The following is a 16,725-nucleotide window of genomic DNA, read 5'->3' as shown; positions in this document are numbered from 1 at the left end:
AATTCGACGTCGCCGGTCATCGTACCATCTGGCATGCCGCAACACCCTTTGCGCAAAGGGATCACGCCATGCCGATTGCTGATCTTCTCCCGTTTTTTCGCTCCTGGATACGCAATCCGCTGCGCACCGCCGCCATACTCCCGTCGGGAAACCGGATCTCCGCCCTGATGACCAAAGAAATCGATGCGGATATGGGTCCAGTTCTTGAGCTGGGCCCGGGAACCGGGCCGTTCACCCGGTCGCTGCTCCAAAGAGGCATACCGGAGGCAAGACTGACGCTGGTGGAGTACAGCACCGAATTCGCCCGGTTTCTGGGAAAAAGGTTTCCGCATGCGCGTATTCTGCGCATGGATGCCGCCAGGATCGGCGATTTCAACCTGTTCGAGCCCGGCACGGTCGGTGCGGTTGTCAGCGGGCTGGGTGTTCTGACGATGCCGCCGCGCCAGGTGAAGGGAATTCTCAGCGGCGCCTTCCGCTATCTTCGTCCGGATGGCGCATTTTACCAGATCACCTATGGTCCGCGCTGTCCTGTCCCTCAGTATCTTCTGGATCATCTGCAGCTGGAGGAAAGCTTTGTCGGCAAGACGATGCGCAATATCCCCCCGGCATCGGTTTACCGGATCAAACGCCGCGCCGCAGCCGTGGAACCGGACAGCGCCAATGGATGAGCTCGGCGCCGTTTCGTGGCTTCTGGGCTACGGATTCATCGGCCTCATAGGTCTGGCCGTCGTGGAAAAATTCATTCCGCTGTTTCCGTCCTATGTCCTGCTGATGCTGCTGGGCATGACGGTCGCGGAACCGCAGAACCTGATTGCCACGATTGCAGCAACCACGTTGGGATCGACCATCGGTGCCTGCTGCTGGTTCGGTATCGGCCGGACATTGGGGGGTGAACGCGTGGCCCGCAAGGTCAGCCAGTATGGCAGGTTCGTGTTTCTGTCCCCCCAACTCTATGACCGCCTGACCAATGCCTACCGGCGCAATCATTTCTGGGTCACCGTGACGGGGCAAACCATCCCGACAGCGCGTGTTTATCTCGCGCTTCCCGCCGGAATACTGGGATTGGATTTCAAGATCTTTGGCGTCGCAACATTGCTTGGGAGCATGCTTTGGAACGCGCCTTTCCTCTGTCTGGGATATGTCCTGCGAACGTCTGACTATGACCCGTTTCAAGCCGCGTTCTGGGCAGCCGTTGGTCTTGTCGGGGTGGAGATGTCAATCCTTGCCATCGTTACCATCTGCAAACGCCGCATGTCCGGCAGCCCTTCCCGGCAGAGGCTTCCAGTGAAGCAGGAATAGCGATCCACTGGAAGCCTTGGCCAGGTCCGCGGGTGCGGAATGGGGCGCTAGGCGGCCTGGCTGGCGGCCTTGCGGTTTCCGCTGCGGAACATCACGGTCATGTAGACAACGATGGCGATGATGCACCCCAGGAAGATCAGGCTCGTGATGATCGTACCAAAACCCAGGCCGCCATATTCCATGGGCTGCGAGAGAAAATCACCGAACGATGCGCCGAGCGGGCGGGTGAAGATGTAGGCCAGCCAAAACGCCACCACCGCATTGAGGTGAAAGACAAAGTAGCCAACAGCAACGAGTGCAATGATTGCCCCGAATATCAGCCCGGTGGCGGCAAACCCCAAGCCGAATTTTTCCGCGACCAGATCGCCCGCCGCAGTCCCCAGAGCGAACGTAAACAGGATCGCGAGCCAATAGAACGCTTCCCGCCGCGTTGTGAAAATCGAATGGATCGAGAGCGTCTTTTCATAGGCATACCAGACCGCAAACGTGGCGATCAGCGCCAGCGTGAAGACAATCGTGGTCACCTCCAGCGGAACATGGAAATTATCGACGAGATTGTCCGTAACGAGCGTGCCGACAATGCTGATGAGCACCACGGCTGTCCAATAGACCCAGGGAACATATTGACGCTGGCGGAACTGAAGGGCCAGCGCCAGGATCAGGACGGTGCTCATGATCAGGGAAGTGGCGGACAGGCCAAGACCCAGATTCACCGCCAGATAGTCGGCCGCGGTTTCTCCCATGGTTACAGCCATCAGTTTGATCAGCCAAAAATCGACTTTGACCTCGGGAACGCGGTTGAGCGCCCCATACGTTTCTTGCCTGGTGACATCCATTGTCAAGGTTCCTTCCGGTCGGTGAAAATCGGTTTATTTGCCTAGCAATTTCAAAGCTTGAGCAAAGAATTCGTCAGCGCGCTTGTCGTCGTCCGCATTGCATCGTTCGACGCCCTTGGCTTCAAGCTGGTCCACCTGCGCCTTGTCGGCTTCGTTCAGCTTCGCCGTGGCCTTGGCAGCACGGACGTCCTTCAACATGTCTTCGCAAGGCGCGGGCCCGGCGGCAAAGCTTTGCGAGGTGACAAGATTGGTCGAGAGCACAAGCAGGCACAAAGGGAGGGCATATTTCTTCATCGTGAAAACTCCATTGAATGATCGGCGGGGGAAAAGGGCTGGCAAACCGAACGCAACACATGCCGGTTCGCTGCGCGCAATTGGGTTGGTAAGTGGCGATGCGGCGGTTCCCTCAGGAGGGAACGGTCAGGAACGAGAGCAGCAGGGCCGCCAACAGCACGGCCCCGATAAACAGGGTGGGGTATTTCGCGAGATATCGATCCATTGGGGTCTCTCCAGCATGGTTTGGTCGTTGCCGGAGAGTTTGGACGGCCATTCTTACGGGCACTTCGCCCCGTCCTTACCATTTCGTAAGCGCAGGCATGCGCCGGTTTCTTACCAAACTGTAAGGTGCCGGAAAGGTGGCCGTGACCAGAAACCTGTACGCCCCATGGCAGAGGACACGAATCCACATCAAGGCATCATGTGTATTTGGTTTATGCTACAGTCGATCAACACGGACGAATTCGGGACGGAACATGCGCATACTGATCATCGAGGATGACCGGCAGACTTCGGACTACATTGCCAAAGGTTTTACCGAAGCCGGACACATCGCCGAGGTGATTTCAGATGGCAGAAGCGCGCTGTCCCATGCAGCCGGCACGGAATACGATATTCTCATTGTCGACAGGATGCTTCCGGGTCTTGATGGCCTCTCCATCGTCAAGGCGCTGCGCGTGGCCGGCGTGAAGACGCCGGTCCTGTTTCTCACATCGGTCGGCGGACTGGATGACCGCGTCGAAGGATTGGAGGCGGGCGGCGACGATTATCTGGTCAAGCCGTTCGCCTTTTCCGAGCTGTCCGCCCGCGTCAACGCACTGCACCGGCGACCGCCTTTTCAAAGCGAGAGCAACACCGTCGCGGTCGCGGATCTGGAAGTTGATCTCATGCGCCGAACCGTAAAGCGCGGCGGCACGATCATCGATTTGCAGCCACGGGAATTCAGACTGCTGGAAGTCCTCATCCGCAATGAAGGCCGGGTCTTGACCCGCACCATGCTGCTCGAGCGCGTCTGGGATTTCCACTTTGACCCGAAAACCAGCGTTGTCGAGACGCATATCAGCCGTCTCAGGGCAAAGATCGACAAGCCGTTTTCGTTTCCTCTGCTGCACACCATCCGAAACACTGGCTACAGCCTGCATGCGCCGCATTGACCTTCTCAAAAGCACGCCGTTCCGGCTGGCCATCATCTTTGCCACGCTCTTCATCATGTCGTTTGTCGTGGCGGGCTTCATCACGTTTCAACTGCTCAAACGGGAGCTTGCCGACCATCTGGACCAGACCATCCAGGATACCTATGCGATACTGACCGCCTCCTATGGAGAGGGCGATGCCTCCGAACTGTCCGAGACGGTCACCAGCCACGTCCTGTCTTCTTCGGGCCTCGGCCGCGTCTTCCTGTTGTCGTCGAAGGACGGGCAACGCCTGGCAGGCAATATAGAGAAGGCGGATGTGCCTTCCGGCTGGTCGACGGTCGAGGGTGGGCAACTGGGCTTGCCCAATGATGAACCCTATCGCGTCTATTCCGGCCAAGTGGACAAGCAGCCACTGACTGTCGGAATGAGCTTTAGGGAAAACGAAGAATTTCTGCGGATTGTCTTCATCAGTTTTGCCTGGGCCAGCGTCATGGTTTTGATCCTTGCCGCGGCGGGTGGTGTTTTTCTGGCGTCGCGTGTGCAGAAGCGCCTCGAAACGGTTGCATCGACCATGCGCAAGGTCGGCTCCGGCAAGCTCGACGTGCGCATTCCGCTGGTCGGGAACGGTGACGATATCGACCGCCTTTCGGAGCAGGTCAACCAGGCCCTCGGCCGGGTAAGTTCGCTGGTGGAAGGCATGCGCCAGGTCAGCACCGACATTGCCCACGATCTCAAGACACCCCTCAACCGACTGTCCCTGACCATCAGCCAGGCCATCGACAAGGCGGGCCGGGGGTCGTCGATTGTCGCCGATCTCAAGCGTGCGCAGGATGAAAGCCATCACATCAACGCGACATTTGATGCCCTCCTGCGCATCGCGCAGATCGAGGCCGGATCGCGGCGGTCACGGTTTTCCAAGATCGACCTGCTGGAATGCCTTGAAACGATCATGGAGGTCTACGCCGATGTTGCCGATGATCGAAAACAGCAATTGCGGCTATCGCTCGAACCGGATGTTGCATTTACGATGACGGGCGACCGCGAGCTGCTTATTCAGCTCTTCGCCAATCTGGTTGAGAATTCGATACGCCACAGCCCGGAGGGGGCGAAAATCTGGATCAACGCAACCCGTTCGAACGCCGCGATCAATGTCGACGTTGCCGATAATGGCCCGGGAATCCCTGTTGAAGAACGCGACAAGGTCTTCCAACGGCTTTACCGTCTCGATAAAAGCCGGACGACACCCGGCACGGGGCTGGGTTTGAGTCTGGTCAAGGCTATTCTCGACCTCCACCAGGCGAGTATTGCGTTGCAAGACAATGGTCCGGGGCTGCGGGTAAAATTGTCGTTCCCGGTTGTTCCGCCTTACAACCGCCCTGATCTGGCTGCGACTACGGCCCGCGCGAAACAATCATTCATGTCAAACCCATCTGCGGAGAACAACGGCCAATGAAGCAGCACTCGCATTCGGCTCGTCGCGGCAGTTGGCGAAAACTTCTCAAAGGCAGCGGCGCGGTGCTGCTTGTCGCAGTGCTGGGCGCCGGCGGCTATTACGGCACCATGCGGTGGCAGGGCAATTTCCATACAACAATCCCCGGCGAACTTTACAGGTCGGCCCAGCCGACACCGTCACAGATCGCGTTCTACAAGAAGACCTATGGCATCAAGACGATCATCAATCTGCGCGGCGAAAATACCGGCACGGGCTGGTATGACAAGGAAGTGCTCGCCGCCAGGGATCTTGGGGTCAAGCATGTCGACTTCCGCATGTCGTCACGGGAAATCCTCTCGCAGGATGACGCCGCAGCTTTGCTCGCCGTGATGAAGCAGGCCGAAAAGCCGGTGCTGATCCATTGCGAAGGCGGGGCCGATCGGACCGGGCTGGCCGCGGCCCTCTACATCGCGGCAATCTCGCACGGTGGCGAAGAACACGCGGAATCGCAGTTTTCTCCGCTGTTCGGTCATTTCTCGGTTTGGGGCAACCCTGCCTATGCGATGGACATCACGTTCGAAAAACTCGAACCTTGGCTTGGCTTCCCCGATTCGTAACCCTCTCATCTCTAGGCACGCACAATGGATATTCTCAATTCGGTCATCCTGGGAATTATTGAAGGCATCACTGAGTTCCTCCCGATTTCCAGCACCGGCCATCTTCTGATCGCCGAGCATTGGCTGGGGCAAAGGTCGGACCTGTTCAATATCGTCATTCAGGCCGGTGCCATACTGGCGGTGACCATCGTGTACTGGCGGCGGATATGGTCCCTCGCATTCGGGCTCCATCTGCCGGAAAACCGCACCTATGTCGGCAAGCTGCTTCTGGCATTTCTGATAACCGCCGCTTTGGGGCTCATCGCCAAGAAGCTGGGCTTCCGATTGCCGGACACCCTGCAGCCGGTCGCATGGGCGCTAATCATTGGCGGCCTGTGGATGCTGGTGGCCGAATGGCTTGCGGCAAAACAGCCGGACCGGACCGAAGTGACCTGGCTGGTTGCCATTCTCGTCGGTATTGCACAGATCGTGGCCGGCATATTCCCCGGCACCTCCCGGTCTGCTGCCACCATTTTCATTGCCATGCTGGCCGGAACCAGTAACCGCGCAGCGGCAACCGAGTTTGCATTTCTCGTGGGCATCCCGACGATGTATGCAGCCAGCGCCTATGAATTGTACGGCCAGTGGAAAACCGGTGGCGGCAATGAGGACTGGGGCGCCCTGGGCATAGCGTTCGTCGTGTCGACCATCACCGCATTCATCGCGGTCAAATGGCTGCTCAACTACATACGTTCAAACCGCTTCACCGCTTTCGCGATCTACCGCATTCTCTTCGGGCTTGTCCTGCTCGGTGTCTCAGTGCTTGCCTGATCTGCCACCTTTGTGGAGACGATGCATAAGCCTGACATCGTCTCCGGCCAGCTCCGAACGCAACAGATTGAGAAGTTCAAGCTTTTCAATCACCGCCTTCGGCTGGAAGGTGGCAAGGCCGACGATGATCGCCTCGATGAATGCCAGCGTCGCCGTGTGCATGCTGAAGGCATCGGTCTTTCCGCGCGGGATCGTGAGCGTCATATCAACTCTTGGGCCCAGCTGGCTTTCCAGCGTATCCGTCACCAGTATTTTTCCGGCATTCACGCGGTCCGCATGATCGACCAGCACGTCGAGTTCCGAATAGACCCGCCCATAGGCCATAATGAAAAGCAGATCGCCCTTCTCCATCGGCAGGAGCTGATCCGCCAGCAGAAGACCGGTCGCGGTCACTGCCCGCGCCCTCAAGCCAAACCGCGTCAGCTGGGTCGCGAAGTAAACGGCAAGCGCGCTGGTGGGGCCGATGCCGAAAATGACGATTTCGCGCGCCCCGGCCAGCCTTGTCACCAGCGCAACGTAATCATCCACCGGCACATTCTCGCTGATTGCTTCGATAGCCTGGATGTGAGCCCTTTGCGTGTCTTCAAACGCCTTCTTCAGATCTCCCCCGGTTTCCCTGATGGTCTGGGTGATCCGCTCTGCCGGGTTGTCCTGTGTCTTCAAATCATCGGCAATGGCGCGGCGCAGGGCATCCAGCCCGTCGAAACCGAGAGCCTTGGCGGTGCGAATGACGGTCGCGTCACTGGTACCCAGAGTCCTGGCAAGTTCCATCGCGGACATGACCAGCACCTGATGCCTGTTCGCGGCGAAATAGGTTGCGACCCGCCGCTCCGTCTGACTCAGCGGAAGAGAGCCGTCATGGACCGGCAGAAAGATGGAACGTGCTCCGGACAACGTGTTCTCCATTGACATCTGTCGTATTTACTACATTATCACGTGCAATGTAGTAAATACAACCAAGCGACTCATCATCATGGACAGTATCTCGTGGAGCATAGCGGGACCAGCAATCGGCGCGGCCTTCCTGGCCTCCGTTGTCGAGGTCGTCGAGGCGTTCACCATCGTTTTGGCGGTCGGTGTCCTCCGGGGCTGGCGCCCCGCCATCGCGGGCACCCTTGCGGGCCTGGCGGTCCTTGCAATTATCGTCGCCGGTCTGGGACCGCTGCTCGATCAGGTTCCGCTGCATGGCCTGCAACTGGTCATCGGCGTTCTGCTCCTGCTGTTCGGCATGGGCTGGCTGCGCAAGGCCATCCTCCGGTCGGCGGGTATTGTTCCCCTGCACGACGAGCTTGCCGCATTTCAGGCGGAAAAAGCCAATCTCGACAAGGAGGCACAGACGCATGGCACCTCGCTCGACTGGATCGCCGGTATAACGGCATTCAAGGCCATTCTCCTCGAGGGGCTTGAAGTCGTGTTCATCGTGATCGCCGTTGGCTCCGGTCGCGGCCTCGTCGGCCCGGCTGCGCTTGGGGCACTGGCCGCGTGCGTGCTCGTGTTGCTGGTGGGCGCCGTTGTCCACAAGCCCCTGTCGCGCGTTCCGGAAAACACCATGAAGTTCGGCGTCGGGATCATGCTGTCCTCCTTCGGCGTGTTCTGGACCGGAGAAGGCCTGGGTATCGCCTGGCCGGGACAGGACCTGACATTGCTGCTTTTCGCCGCCCTCTTCCTGCTGACGGGAATCGCGATGTCCTATATCCTAAGCGCAAAGCGGCAGGAGATTTCCCGATGAATATTCTGAAGGAAGTGTTTGCGGAACTCTACAAGATGTTCCTCGGCGATGCCAAGCTGACGGCGGCCACCTGTGCCGTGGTAGCGGCGACGGCGGCCATCATCAGATGGGTGCCTGCCGTGAATACGGCCATCGTCGGATATCTGTTTCTGGCGGGATGCCTGGCGACGCTGATTATCGTCACGACCGCAGCCGCGGTCCGTTCACGCCGGCCATAACCGGACACACCTGCGGGTGTCCGGCCGCGACTTCATTCGCCTGTGCGTCAGCGCTGCCTGGGATGCAGCGTCAGTTTCATGTGGCGGTTGACATCCTTGTAGAGCAGGTAGCGGAAAGGCTGCGGGCCACCGGCATAGCAGGCCTGCGGACAGAATGCGCGCAGCCACATGAAGTCGCCGGCTTCGACCTCGACCCAATCCTGATTGAGACGATAGACGGCCTTGCCTTCCAGCACATAGAGGCCATGTTCCATGACGTGCGTCTCGGCAAACGGGATAACGGCGCCCGGCAGCAGCGTGACAATGGTCACATGCATGTCATGCCGCACATCGGCCGGATCGACGAAACGCGTGGTTGCCCATCTGCCATCCGTGTCCGGCATGACCGATGGCGCAATGTCGTTTTCATTGAGCACAAGCGGCGTGGGCAGGTCGATGCCATCGACCGCCTCGTAGGATTTGCGTATCCAGTGAAAACGCACGAACGCATCTGTTGTATTCACAACGGACCAATCGGTTGCCGGCGGGATAAACGCATATCCGCCCGGCTGCATGGTGTGGGTCTTGCCGGCAAGCGTCAGCTGCAGTTCGCCCTCGACGATGAACAGCACCCCTTCCGCGTCCGGGTCCAGCTCCGGGCGGGCGCTGCCGCCGCCGGGTGCGACTTCCATGATGTACTGCGAGAAGGTTTCCGCAAAGCCGGACAATGGTCGTGCCAGAACCCAGCAACGGGTCTTGTCCCAGAACGGCAGAACACTGGTGACGATATCCTGCATCACCCCCTTCGGCAGGACGGCATAGGCCTCGGTGAATACGGCACGGCCCGTCAGCAGCTGGCTTTGCGAGGGATGTCCGCCTTGGGGTGCATAATAGGTGTTTCGGGACATAGGAGACTCCTCAGCTTGTCCAATAATGTTTGAGCGCCAGATGCGCAATTCCGCGGGCCAGTATTACCCGCTCCTATGAACCATCTTGCAAATGAAGCAAACTCCCAATCCCTAGCAGAATCCCATTGAAATCACATGGGTTGATCAGCGCCGCTCACGCGGCGATTCCGCCCATAGTAAATCAACCGGATGCGCAGCATTTTCAAAATGATATTGAAGATGTTTTGACGATTTCGTCTACGACATTTTGTCCAAGCGGCCGCTGGCGCCATTCATGGCTTCCCCCAACGGCCCAACGAGCCCGTATGTACAGGCACGGACCGGCAGCCCGTTCTGCCCGTTGCCTTCAAGGGGAAACGGATCGGCATACCCGCCGGCTTCTTCAACAAGCAGCAAACCGGCAAGCACATCCCAGGCAAAGAGATGCGCCTCGACATAGCCGTCAATGCGCCCTGCGGCGACCTGAGCCAGGCCGCGCGCCGCTGAACCGAATTGTACGCACTCGCACCCCGCATCGAGCAAACGCGCCATCAAGGCCAGATAGTCGCTTGACGGTGTCCTTCTGGAATAGCCCGCTTCAATCGCCGCCCACCCCATCGTCGCGGTTGTGCTCACCCGCATGCGCTCGCCATTGCAGAACGCCCCACGGCCACGGCGCGCAACGAACAATTCCTCAGCCACGGGATCAAACACCACGCCGATCCGCGTATCGCCATTGAGACAGAAAGCAATTGAGATGGCAAAGCCGGCGATGCCGCGGGCAAAATTTCCCGTGCCGTCGATGGGATCGACAACCCACACCTGCGCGCTGATGTCTCCTCCGGACTCCTCGGTCAGAATGCCGTCATCCGGAAATCGGCTTTGGATCGCATTGCGGATGAGAGCATCGACTGCGTGATCCGCTGCGGTGACCAGGTCCTGCGGCCCCTTCTCGATGATGCCGAGACCGTCAGACCTGCGGAAGTGGCGCATGGCGACCGCACCCGCCTGCTGCGCCAGTGAAACCGCGAAATCGTAACGCGTGGAAAGCGCGCCATCGCTCATGGAAACATTCATGGTTTTGCTGTGCCTGTCCGTGACTTCATGCGCCAGGCCGTGGCGGACGGCAGGCCGCCCAGTGCTGCCGCAATACGGTCGGCATGTTCGATCAGCGATCGCGCCATCGCCGGTACGGCGGCATCCGGCAGCAGCTGTTTCAAAGTCGTCACGCTGATCGCCCCCACGGCAGTGCCATCATGTCCGAAGACACCGGCAGCGACACAGACCACACCTTCGTGATCTTCCTCGTCATCGATCGCATAATGCCGCTCGGTCACGAGATCGAGCGCAGCGCTCAATGCCGGTATCGAGCTGAGCGTCTTGGCGGTGCGCGCGGGGTATCCGACACGCTCCAGAATGGTTACCGCATCTTCGCGCGCCATGGCCGCCAGAAAGATTTTCCCGACTGCCGAACAATGCGGCCGTTCGCGCCGGCCAAGCGCCGCTTCGAATCGAATGGCATCGGGGGCGTCGGCCCTGCCGATCACCACGGCTGCGTCCTCGTCCCAGATGGCAACGCGCGAGGTGATGCCTATCGACTGCGTCAACTGGCGCAGAACCGGCATTGCGACATCGGCGATCCCCGTTCCGCTGATGGCGAGATCCCCAAGGCGCACCAGGGCAAGGCCGAGCAGATAGCGCCGCGTCATCCCCTCGCCCACATCCGTCACGATGCCGCGTGCCTTCAGCGTCAGCAGAATGGCATAGGCCGCCGCTTTCGTGATGCCGACATCCCGCGCAAGGTCAGTCAGACGCGCGCCCTCCCGCCCCGAACCCGCAATCTTGTCGACGATGTCGAGCGCTCGTCCCACGCTTTGCACCCGGTAGAGATCTTCAGCCATTGCGCACAATTCCTCCTACCTGTCATTAAACAGACACGTGTTAATAGTAAACACTGTTTCGCAATAAAAAACAAATCCTATCCAAGCAATCTCTTCGTGCCAAGGACAGGATGCTACCAGGAATGAATCATGCACGTGACAGTACTCGGAGCAGGCACCGTCCTTCCCTGCGCCAACCGCAGCCCATCCGGCTACCTCGTTGATATCGCCGAAGAGCGGCTGGTGTTTGATATGGGTGCGGGAACGATGGCGCGCCTGCATGCGGCAGGGTTCAGCTACCGCGACCTCGACAAGATTTTTATCTCCCACCTGCATTCCGACCATGTGCTTGATCTCATCGCCTTGCTGCAGGCTTTCAATGCCACACCCGGATGGACCCGGACGACACCCCTCACCCTCATGGGCTGCAAGGGTTTGAGCGATTTCGTTGCCGGCATCATGAACCTGTTCGACGGCACGGTGCCGGAAAACTACGAACTGAATATCGTCGAATTGATTGCCGGCCGGCATGATTTTCCCGGCTTTGTCATCGAAACAGCACTGACCGGCCACACGGACAACAGCGTGGCATTCCGGCTTGAAGCCGATGACCGGGTCTTTGTTTATTCCGGCGATGCAATCGAAAGCGCCGCTCTTGCCGGACTGGCCCGCAAGGCAGACCTTTTCGCCTGCGAATGTTCCTTCCCCACAGGTTTTGTCACGGCGGATCATCTCACGGCCGATGGCGTTGGCCGCCTCGCAGCGTCTGCCGGGGTAAAACGCGTGCTGCTCACACATCTCTATCCGGATACGGATGACGACGAGGTGGCGCGGCAGGTCTGTTCCCTGTTTGACGGCGACGTCATCGTGGCGCGTGACGGCACGGTGGTGGTGCTGCCGTGAAGAGGATTGGGTCGGGAAAGCTCAACCGCACCTGGTTGGGCCTTCTGCCGCTGCTGGCATTCGTCAGTGCCTTCGAAATCCTGCCGGTCCTCATGCTGGTGAAGTCGAGTTTGAGCGGGCCGGACGGCTTGCTGCTGGGCAATTTTGCGCGGGCATTGACGCCATCCATCGCCACAGCCTTCGCCAACAGCCTGCAATTGTCGCTCGCAACGGCCTTGGGCGGGACTCTTTTGGGGACGATCATCGCCTATGCCATTGCCACATCCTCCAACGCCACCGTCCGGCTGTCGCTGACCGCCCTTGCCAATGTCACGGCAAATTTCGGGGGTGCCCCGCTTGCCTTTGCCTTTGTCATCACGCTTGGCTCAACCGGCTTCATCACGATCCTCCTGGGCTATGCCGGTATCGACCTCTATCCCGGTTTCCGGATTTATTCGATCAGCGGCCTGGGTATCGCATACCTCTATTTCCAGCTGCCGCTGGCCATTTTGCTCGTCATCCCCGCGCTGAAGCGGCTGCGGCGGGAGTGGCGGGAAGCAGCGGAATGCCTCGGCGCTTCCGGCCTGCAATATTGGACCGGCATCGGGCTACCCGTTCTTGCGCCCGCCATGCTGGCAAGTTTTTTCCTGTTGTTCGCCAATGCCTTCGGCGCTTATGCGACCGCGTGGACCCTTACCGGTTCCGACGTCAATATCATCCCTGTGCAGATCGCCGCCCTCGTGCGCGGCGAGGTGAAGCTTGACCCGGCACTGGCTGATGCGCTTGCGGTTCTTTCGCTGCTTGTCATGGGAAGCTGCCTCGTTGCCTATCAGCATTTCATGCGCCGCATGAGGCACGCCGCATGACCATGAAATCACTCACATGGCGGGCTCCGGTCATCGGTTCCTTCATCGCGTTCATGATCGTCCCGGTCATCGCAACGGCGCTGTTTTCCGTCGCAACCCGCTGGGACCGGACCCTGTGGCCGGAAGGACTGACGCTGAACTGGTGGATCAAGGTTTCCTCGCGCTCGGCTTTCCTCGATACGCTGATGAATTCGCTCTGGCTTTCCGCACTGTCCGTCCTGGTTTCGCTGGTCCTTGTGGTGCCAGCGGCCTATCTGGTCCATGCGCGCATGCCGCGGGCCAAGCCATGGCTGGAATTCTTGTCGCTCGTGCCCTTTTCCCTGTCGGGGGTGGTGCTGGCGCTTGCTCTCATCCGCCTCTATTCAAAGCTGCCGCTGCCCCTCATCAACACGCCCAATCTCCTGATTGCGGCCTATGTCATCATCACGCTGCCGTTCATGTACCGCGCGGTGATGAATGCCCTTGAAAGCGTGGATACGAACAGGCTTTCAGAGGCGGCCCAAAGCCTTGGTGCCAACCCCGCGCAGGTTTTGCTGCGGGTTATCGTGCCCAACATCGCGCCTGGCATTGTCAACGGCAGCCTGCTGGTCTTTTCCACGGCCTTCGCCGAGTTCGTCCTTGCCAATCTGCTGACCGGCACGCGCTTCAAGACCTTTCCGATCTATCTCGTCGAATTCACGCGTTCCGATGCCCGGCAGGCAAGCGCCCTTGCCTTCATGAGCTTTGCATTCGCCTGGCTCATTTCACTTGCCATCCTGTGGAGTGCAACGCGGGTTCGCCAGAACGCGAGAGCCGATACCCCGCACTGAACGCAAACACCGACATGCACGCCGCAAGCGGGAGCGGCGTGTATCGAACAAACCCGCCTCTGGAGAAAACCATGACCAAGAAACTCGTTACCATGATCATCGGCGCTGCCGTCTTCAGCGCCCAGCTTCTGCCGGCGATGGCCGACGACAAGCTCGCCGCCGCCAAGAAGGAAGGCCAATATGTCAGCTATGGCATGTCGGATGACTGGGTCAATCTCGGTACCATCTTCGCCAATATTGAAAGCAAATACGCGCTCAAGCATGTCGATACCGACATGACATCGGCGGAACAGATAACGCACCTTCTCGCGGAGAAGGATGCACCGGTCATGGATATTGCCGATATCGGCTACGATTTCACCGCGCGTCTGCTGGAGAACGGCCTGGCTGCCAGCTACAAGAATACCTCGTGGGACAGCATAAAGCCGCAATACAAGGACCCTGAAGGCCGTTGGGCCGCATCCTATTGGGGCGCCATCGCTTTCCTCGTCAACACGGACAAGGTGAAGGAGCTGCCGCAGACCTGGAATGACCTGCTCAAGCCGCAATACAAGGACATGGTCTGCAGCCGCGATCCGCGCATCTCGACCTACGCAACAGCCTCCGTCCTTGCCGCAGCCTATGCCAATGGCGGCAGCGAGGCCAATGTGCAGCCCGGCCTCGACTGGTTCAAAACACTGCGCGACAGCGGCAACCTGCGCAACGGCGTTGTCCTGAATGTCGGCTCCGTGCAAAAGGGCGAATGCCCGATTTCCCTGGTCTATGATTTTGACGGCTTTGCCAAGCGCGATGCGACCGGCTTGCCGCTCAAGGTCATCATTCCCGCCGACGGTACCGTTGGAATGCTGTTCGCCCAGTACATCAGTTCGGTCGCACCGCACCCGAACGCGGCAAAGGTTGCCATCGACTATCTGTTCTCCGATGAAGGACAGCTGCTCCTCGCCCAGGGCTATGCCCATCCGACCCGGGACATCGCGCTGCCAGACGACGTGAAGACGAAAATGCTGCCGGCCAGCGCCTATGAGAAAGTGCGTTTTCCAACCAACTTGACCAGCTTCTCCGGCGCGATCAAGGCGATTGCCGATGGTTGGGATAAACTCGCAAAATAGTTGCTTCCAGCACAGAATCGAACCGTGCGCTTACATTGGTAAGCGCACGGTTTCATTATTTAATTTATCATGAAAATACGACATCTGTTTAATATATAGCTATAATTTCTATTTCATTGGCGAAATTAAATTCCTAAAGCCGCACGTGAAGACACACATATGCGCCGGAGGCGCGAAGCGGTCGGCTCCGGAATATGATATCAAATATTTAAGTCTGTCAGAATTCGTTCTATTGCATTATGGGCAATCAAATGAGAATGCTTGTTCCCATGAGTCGCGTTTGAGTCCGCAAGGAATTTGTTCCGATGCCTCGTTCAATGCTGAGCCTCGCTTTGCCGATGTACATTTCACAATAATCCATCGCACCCGTCGAAATCTCCCGTGGTGGTTCGTCATCACAGATGAGACGCATCAAGCGCTTCTGTTGCCGGACAAACCGGGCCTACCCAGATTCCATATCAAATCAAGGCAGCTCCATGACCCATGATACACCGACCTATGCCGATGGGACGTCGTCTGCGTCTCCCGCGCAAGACCATAGCGCCCGCAACAGGCTTGTCATTGCCTTGCTCCTGGTGTCGGCATTTGTCGTCATTCTCAATGAAACCATCATGGGCGTGGCGCTGCCGCATTTGATGGCGGATCTGAAGATAACCGCGAGTGCTGCCCAGTGGCTGACCACGGCGTTCATGCTGACCATGGCCGTGGTGATTCCGATCACCGGCTTTCTGCTGCAGCGGCTGCACACGCGGCAGGTGTTCATTCTGGCCATGTCGCTGTTCAGCACCGGCACATTGGTATGCGCGCTGGCACCGGGTTTCCCCGAACTGGTCGTCGGACGGATCGTCCAGGCGTCCGGCACCGCGGTGATGATGCCACTGCTCATGACCACGATCATGAATCTCGTGCCGCCGGAAACGCGCGGCAAGACCATGGGCAACATCTCCATCGTCATTTCCGTGGCCCCGGCCATCGGACCGACCATTTCCGGGCTGATCCTTTCTGCACTCGACTGGCGCTGGCTGTTCCTGCTGGTCCTGCCGATCTCGCTGCTGGCGCTGGCTCTCGGCACCCTGCGCATGCGCAATGTAACGGTTCCGATCAAGGCGCCGATCGATATCCTCTCCATCTTTCTCTCGGCCATCGGTTTCGGCAGTTTCGTTTACGGCCTCAGCGGTTTGGGTGAAGCCGCCATCCATACCCCGGCCGTATCGCCCTGGTTCCCGCTCGTGCTGGGAGCGGTGGTCATCGCGGTTTTCGTCCTGCGCCAGCTGCAGTTGCAAAAGCAGGAGCGGGCCCTGCTCGACCTGCGCACATTGACCATACGGACGTTCGCGATATCGACCGCGATGATGGCGATCCTGATGATGTCGATGTTCGGCGTTTTCATCCTGCTGCCGCTCTATCTACAGAACGTCCTTGGGCTTTCCACGCTGGAGACCGGATTGCTGATGTTGCCGGGCGGCCTGATCATGGGTCTTTGCGCGCCCACTGTCGGCAGCCTCTTCGACAAGTACGGACCGAAGCCGCTGATCGTCCCCGGCGCCATCGTCTTGAGCCTGGTGCTGTGGGGCCTCGTCTTCGTGCAGCAGGACACGCCCTTCTGGGTCCTTTTGATCGCGCATATCGTGCTGAGCATCGGCCTCGCGCTCATGTTCACGCCCCTGTTCACGGTTAGCCTCGGTTCATTGCCGCCACAGCTTTATTCCCATGGCAGCGCCATGATCGGCACCACCCAGCAGGTGGCCGGCGCGGCGGGAACGGCGCTGTTTGTCGCCATCATGACCTTGCGTTCGGCGAGCCTCGCTGCGGGCGGGGCCGATATTCTGACCGCCACCACCGGCGGCATCAAAACCGCTTTTCTCTGCGGAGCGATTATCTCGCTGGGTGCCGTTGTCGCAGCGTTCTTCATCCGGAAACCTGAAACGAGCCAGGCTTCAGACGGGCATCACTGAACGGT

19 protein-coding genes are annotated in these 16,725 nt (G+C 59.0%); 13 read left to right on the top strand and 6 right to left on the bottom strand.

Translation table 11 applies throughout. From position 1 onward, the window contains the following. Positions 1–68 precede the first annotated feature (68 nt). Positions 69–668 carry a class I SAM-dependent methyltransferase gene (locus ACZ5FP_RS24375; protein WP_464664606.1) on the top strand — a complete coding sequence of 200 codons (600 nt, stop codon included), beginning with the start codon at positions 69–71 and terminating at the stop codon, positions 666–668. After that, positions 661–1,299, top strand: a complete 639-nt coding sequence (locus ACZ5FP_RS24370) for a DedA family protein (protein ID WP_464664605.1) — start codon at positions 661–663, stop codon at positions 1,297–1,299. The genes ACZ5FP_RS24375 and ACZ5FP_RS24370 overlap by 8 nt, the downstream gene beginning before the upstream one ends. Before the next feature lie 47 nt (positions 1,300–1,346). On the opposite strand, the gene ACZ5FP_RS24365 is transcribed toward ACZ5FP_RS24370, so the two are convergent. Then, positions 1,347–2,135 (bottom strand): COG4705 family protein, encoded by a 789-nt coding sequence (locus ACZ5FP_RS24365; RefSeq protein ID WP_288194375.1) that lies wholly within the window; start codon positions 2,133–2,135, stop codon positions 1,347–1,349. A gap of 33 nt (positions 2,136–2,168) precedes the next feature. After that, positions 2,169–2,429 carry a hypothetical protein gene (locus ACZ5FP_RS24360; protein WP_223615849.1) on the bottom strand — a complete coding sequence of 87 codons (261 nt, stop codon included), beginning with the start codon at positions 2,427–2,429 and terminating at the stop codon, positions 2,169–2,171. Positions 2,430–2,887: 458 nt separating this feature from the next. Here ACZ5FP_RS24360 and ACZ5FP_RS24355 point away from each other — a divergent pair, with 458 nt between their 5' ends. From ACZ5FP_RS24355 to ACZ5FP_RS24340, 4 genes are read left to right on the top strand one after another with little or no spacing between them, the layout of a single operon-like run. Next, positions 2,888–3,565 (top strand): winged helix-turn-helix domain-containing protein, encoded by a 678-nt coding sequence (locus ACZ5FP_RS24355; RefSeq protein ID WP_223615850.1) that lies wholly within the window; start codon positions 2,888–2,890, stop codon positions 3,563–3,565. Beyond that, positions 3,552–5,000 (top strand): sensor histidine kinase, encoded by a 1,449-nt coding sequence (locus ACZ5FP_RS24350; RefSeq protein ID WP_464664604.1) that lies wholly within the window; start codon positions 3,552–3,554, stop codon positions 4,998–5,000. The genes ACZ5FP_RS24355 and ACZ5FP_RS24350 overlap by 14 nt, the downstream gene beginning before the upstream one ends. Further along, entirely contained in the window at positions 4,997–5,596 is a 600-nt protein-coding gene (locus ACZ5FP_RS24345) for a tyrosine-protein phosphatase (protein ID WP_464664603.1), read from the top strand. Before ACZ5FP_RS24350 ends, ACZ5FP_RS24345 begins: the two co-directional genes overlap by 4 nt. Positions 5,597–5,620: 24 nt before the next feature. After that, complete coding sequence (locus tag ACZ5FP_RS24340; protein WP_464664602.1) at positions 5,621–6,406, top strand: undecaprenyl-diphosphate phosphatase; 786 nt, start codon at positions 5,621–5,623, stop codon at positions 6,404–6,406. Here ACZ5FP_RS24340 and ACZ5FP_RS24335 read toward each other — a convergent pair. Continuing rightward, a complete protein-coding gene (locus ACZ5FP_RS24335) occupies positions 6,392–7,300 on the bottom strand; it encodes a MurR/RpiR family transcriptional regulator (protein WP_464664601.1) in 909 nt (302 codons plus the stop codon). The two genes, ACZ5FP_RS24340 and ACZ5FP_RS24335, sit on opposite strands and share 15 nt — an antisense overlap. Before the next feature lie 79 nt (positions 7,301–7,379). Between ACZ5FP_RS24335 and ACZ5FP_RS24330 the strand changes: the two genes are divergently transcribed. Together ACZ5FP_RS24330 and ACZ5FP_RS24325 are read left to right on the top strand one after the other, a co-directional pair. Next, a complete protein-coding gene (locus tag ACZ5FP_RS24330) occupies positions 7,380–8,135 on the top strand; it encodes a COG4280 domain-containing protein (protein ID WP_464664600.1) in 756 nt (251 codons plus the stop codon). Further along, the gene (locus tag ACZ5FP_RS24325) at positions 8,132–8,353 is read left to right on the top strand and encodes a hypothetical protein (protein WP_346305888.1); all 222 of its coding nucleotides are present in this window, start codon (positions 8,132–8,134) and stop codon (positions 8,351–8,353) included. Before ACZ5FP_RS24330 ends, ACZ5FP_RS24325 begins: the two co-directional genes overlap by 4 nt. Before the next feature lie 47 nt (positions 8,354–8,400). Here ACZ5FP_RS24325 and ACZ5FP_RS24320 read toward each other — a convergent pair whose 3' ends face one another. From ACZ5FP_RS24320 to ACZ5FP_RS24310, 3 genes are all read right to left on the bottom strand, one after another. Beyond that, entirely contained in the window at positions 8,401–9,240 is an 840-nt protein-coding gene (locus tag ACZ5FP_RS24320) for a bifunctional allantoicase/(S)-ureidoglycine aminohydrolase (RefSeq protein ID WP_464664599.1), read from the bottom strand. Positions 9,241–9,477: 237 nt separating this feature from the next. Next, positions 9,478–10,284 carry an inositol monophosphatase family protein gene (locus ACZ5FP_RS24315; protein WP_464664598.1) on the bottom strand — a complete coding sequence of 269 codons (807 nt, stop codon included), beginning with the start codon at positions 10,282–10,284 and terminating at the stop codon, positions 9,478–9,480. Positions 10,285–10,292: 8 nt separating this feature from the next. Then, positions 10,293–11,120 carry an IclR family transcriptional regulator gene (locus tag ACZ5FP_RS24310; protein WP_464664597.1) on the bottom strand — a complete coding sequence of 276 codons (828 nt, stop codon included), beginning with the start codon at positions 11,118–11,120 and terminating at the stop codon, positions 10,293–10,295. A 129-nt stretch (positions 11,121–11,249) separates the two neighbouring features. On the opposite strand from ACZ5FP_RS24310, the gene ACZ5FP_RS24305 reads away from it, so the two are divergent. The 5 genes from ACZ5FP_RS24305 (at position 11,250) to ACZ5FP_RS24285 (ending at position 16,720) form a co-directional block, all read left to right on the top strand. Next, a complete protein-coding gene (locus ACZ5FP_RS24305; protein WP_464664596.1) occupies positions 11,250–12,002 on the top strand; it encodes an MBL fold metallo-hydrolase in 753 nt (250 codons plus the stop codon). Next, complete coding sequence (locus ACZ5FP_RS24300) at positions 11,999–12,847, top strand: ABC transporter permease (RefSeq protein WP_464664595.1); 849 nt, start codon at positions 11,999–12,001, stop codon at positions 12,845–12,847. The genes ACZ5FP_RS24305 and ACZ5FP_RS24300 overlap by 4 nt, the downstream gene beginning before the upstream one ends. Continuing rightward, positions 12,844–13,656, top strand: coding sequence for an ABC transporter permease (locus tag ACZ5FP_RS24295; protein WP_464664594.1), 813 nt, complete (start codon positions 12,844–12,846; stop codon positions 13,654–13,656). The genes ACZ5FP_RS24300 and ACZ5FP_RS24295 overlap by 4 nt, the downstream gene beginning before the upstream one ends. 71 nt (positions 13,657–13,727) lie before the next feature. After that, positions 13,728–14,765, top strand: coding sequence for an ABC transporter substrate-binding protein (locus ACZ5FP_RS24290; RefSeq protein WP_346305881.1), 1,038 nt, complete (start codon positions 13,728–13,730; stop codon positions 14,763–14,765). Positions 14,766–15,241: 476 nt separating this feature from the next. After that, on the top strand, positions 15,242–16,720 hold the full coding sequence (locus ACZ5FP_RS24285; RefSeq protein ID WP_464664593.1) for an MDR family MFS transporter: 1,479 nt from the start codon (positions 15,242–15,244) through the stop codon (positions 16,718–16,720). The last annotated feature ends 5 nt before the right edge of the window (positions 16,721–16,725 follow it).

The sequence above is a fragment of the Phyllobacterium sp. T2-21 genome (assembly GCF_055378485.1).
Note: the sequence above shows the minus strand (reverse complement) of the source record. Positions and strands in the feature narration are given on the sequence as shown.

Bases quoted from the DNA above. Each gene is read 5' to 3' on its own strand.
- ACZ5FP_RS24355 (WP_223615850.1), top strand. From the start codon at position 2,888: ATGCGCATACTGATCATCGAGGATGACCGGCAGACTTCGGACTACATT.
- ACZ5FP_RS24325 (WP_346305888.1), top strand. From the start codon at position 8,132: ATGAATATTCTGAAGGAAGTGTTTGCGGAACTCTACAAGATGTTCCTC.
- ACZ5FP_RS24330 (WP_464664600.1), top strand. From the start codon at position 7,380: ATGGACAGTATCTCGTGGAGCATAGCGGGACCAGCAATCGGCGCGGCC.
- ACZ5FP_RS24365 (WP_288194375.1), bottom strand. From the start codon at position 2,135: ATGGATGTCACCAGGCAAGAAACGTATGGGGCGCTCAACCGCGTTCCC.
- ACZ5FP_RS24285 (WP_464664593.1), top strand. From the start codon at position 15,242: ATGACCCATGATACACCGACCTATGCCGATGGGACGTCGTCTGCGTCT.
- ACZ5FP_RS24345 (WP_464664603.1), top strand. From the start codon at position 4,997: ATGAAGCAGCACTCGCATTCGGCTCGTCGCGGCAGTTGGCGAAAACTT.
- ACZ5FP_RS24375 (WP_464664606.1), top strand. From the start codon at position 69: ATGCCGATTGCTGATCTTCTCCCGTTTTTTCGCTCCTGGATACGCAAT.
- ACZ5FP_RS24290 (WP_346305881.1), top strand. From the start codon at position 13,728: ATGACCAAGAAACTCGTTACCATGATCATCGGCGCTGCCGTCTTCAGC.
- ACZ5FP_RS24360 (WP_223615849.1), bottom strand. From the start codon at position 2,429: ATGAAGAAATATGCCCTCCCTTTGTGCCTGCTTGTGCTCTCGACCAAT.
- ACZ5FP_RS24305 (WP_464664596.1), top strand. From the start codon at position 11,250: ATGCACGTGACAGTACTCGGAGCAGGCACCGTCCTTCCCTGCGCCAAC.
- ACZ5FP_RS24320 (WP_464664599.1), bottom strand. From the start codon at position 9,240: ATGTCCCGAAACACCTATTATGCACCCCAAGGCGGACATCCCTCGCAA.
- ACZ5FP_RS24340 (WP_464664602.1), top strand. From the start codon at position 5,621: ATGGATATTCTCAATTCGGTCATCCTGGGAATTATTGAAGGCATCACT.
- ACZ5FP_RS24310 (WP_464664597.1), bottom strand. From the start codon at position 11,120: ATGGCTGAAGATCTCTACCGGGTGCAAAGCGTGGGACGAGCGCTCGAC.
- ACZ5FP_RS24295 (WP_464664594.1), top strand. From the start codon at position 12,844: ATGACCATGAAATCACTCACATGGCGGGCTCCGGTCATCGGTTCCTTC.
- ACZ5FP_RS24315 (WP_464664598.1), bottom strand. From the start codon at position 10,284: ATGAGCGATGGCGCGCTTTCCACGCGTTACGATTTCGCGGTTTCACTG.
- ACZ5FP_RS24370 (WP_464664605.1), top strand. From the start codon at position 661: ATGGATGAGCTCGGCGCCGTTTCGTGGCTTCTGGGCTACGGATTCATC.
- ACZ5FP_RS24350 (WP_464664604.1), top strand. From the start codon at position 3,552: ATGCGCCGCATTGACCTTCTCAAAAGCACGCCGTTCCGGCTGGCCATC.